This is a genomic window from Leuconostoc sp. BM2, from assembly GCF_002095565.1.
Taxonomy (GTDB): domain Bacteria; phylum Bacillota; class Bacilli; order Lactobacillales; family Lactobacillaceae; genus Leuconostoc; species Leuconostoc falkenbergense.
In genome coordinates this window covers 1-1519 of the sequence record NZ_MOWQ01000091.1, presented here as the reverse complement: position 1 = coordinate 1519, position 1519 = coordinate 1, and the positions used below count along the sequence as shown (strand labels likewise).

The window sequence follows — 1519 nt, the reverse complement described above, 5'->3', positions numbered from 1 at the left end:
ATGGTATTCATTGGCTAGAGAATTAGCAGAACGTCCCTCGTTATACAAGGTGACAATTGATGACTTAAATTCTGTTGAGTATCGCTTAGCTTTCATAATATAAAAAAACTCCTATACTTGATTATCTCGGATTATGCCCTAGAAATAAAGCAGTCCGGATTTTCAGTATACGAGCACATGAATTTTTCACTAGAAGACATAGACAATGGATTAAGTGATTCAAATCTTGATTGGGGGATAGATGCATTCTATTTATTTATTGATAATGTACTCATTAATGACTTTTACATTGATGAGTACGATGTTAAAAGTCATTCTAAGGGTTTTAAATTGGATGTACATCTTTTTCAAATTAAAAACAAGGACAAAGTAGAAGAATCTGTTCCCCAAAAATTCCAAGAATTTGCGTACTATTTATTTGGTGATAATGGTGATACTGTTGATACCATTTTGCCAGAAACTATGGATGAAGATCTGAAAAAATTCATTAATTTTTTTAGACAATTCATTTTAAAAATGGCAAGTAAATTTCCAAATATAACCATATATTTCCACCATGTTACACGAGCAAACAAATCTCAGACAAGTACGGGTTATATAGATAAATCAAATGCCATTTTTAGCATGCTTAAACAAAACACCATTACAAGATTGAAACTAGAACATGATATTGTTGGTAGTAATGAATTATATTCTTTAGCAGAAAAGACAATCCCCAAATCAGGCAATCTAACATTTAATTCTAGCGTTAATGTGCCTAATTATATTGATACCCAAGCTGGGTACTTGGTGACAGCATATTTAAAAGACTATTATAAATTTATCTCAACAACTGTAGATGAAGGTGAAAATCGAACATTGAACGAAGAAATGTTTGAATCTAATATACGAGATTATCAGAATAAAACCCTTGTTAATAAAGCTATTGAAACTACTTTGAAGAAAAGTTCCGATAACATAGATTTTTGGTGGCTGAATAATGGCATTACAATTATTGCAGACAAAGGTGTAACGGTAGCTAAGACGATGCAATTGGATAATGTACAAATTGTCAACGGGTTGCAAACATCTAACTCTATATTCAACATTTTCAATAATTTAACTTCTGAACAGGTAGAAGCAGATAAACGTAGCGTCTTTATTAAGGTCATTATCTTAAATGATGTGGATGAGAGTAGAGATGAAATAATTCGGGCTACAAATTCCCAAAATCCAGTTACTGCATCACAGTTAAGATCAAGTGACCCTCTTCAGCGCAAAATAGAGAGCTTTTTGAAAACTAAAGACATATTTTATGATAGAAAGAAAAATTACTACAGAAACCAAAAGAAACCTATAGCAAAGATTGTCTCTATTAATTACTTGTCGCAGGCATTAGTATCAATCTTGGATAAAAATCCTGTAAAAGCTCGTTCTACTCCCACTATTTTGATCAAGAAAGATAATGATTACAATCATGTATTTAATACAAATTATGATATACGTGTATTCTACTATTCTTTATTGATTAGAATGCAGG

1 protein-coding gene is annotated in these 1519 nt (G+C 31.3%); it reads left to right on the top strand.

Features of this window, described 5'->3' with window-relative positions:
• Window positions 1-177: 177 nt before the first annotated feature.
• Window positions 178-1519: AIPR family protein (locus tag BMG01_RS10495; RefSeq protein ID WP_084013498.1), on the top strand; the 1342-nt coding region annotated here is incomplete at its 3' end.